1 protein-coding gene is annotated in these 411 nt (G+C 73.4%); it reads right to left on the reverse strand.

Annotated elements, in window-relative coordinates:
• Positions 1 to 411, reverse strand: a 411-nt coding sequence (locus tag AC1DKV_RS40555; protein WP_477139779.1) for a PLP-dependent transferase, incomplete at both ends; no start/stop codon positions are given.

Consider the following 411-nt stretch of genomic DNA (forward strand, 5'->3'; position numbering starts at 1 on the left):
CAGGCGCACCAGTTCACCCGCGTGCTCCCAGCCGGCGGGGGGCCAGCTGCCCGCCGGCCGCATGGTCTGCACGTGGTACGGCACCGCCAGGCTGTGCGCCMCGCCCCAGGACCAGCCGATCGCGAACAGGCGCAGCGCCTCGACGAAGGCATCGACCTGCGCGCGCGTATAGCGGTCGCGCAGCACGATCGAGAACAGCCCCGTGGCGCCGGTGAAATCGCGCCGCCACACCTCGTGGCCGGGGCAATCGGGCAGCGCCGGGTGCAGCACCCTGGCCACTTCCGGACGCTGGCACAGCCATTCGGCCACTTCGCGCGCGGCGCGGTCGTGCGCGGCCAGCCGCACTGGCATGCTCGGCAGCGAGCGCAGCACCAGATAGCAGTCGTCGGCGGACACGCCCCAGCCCATCAG

The organism is Cupriavidus sp. 05T41 (genome assembly GCF_056396525.1).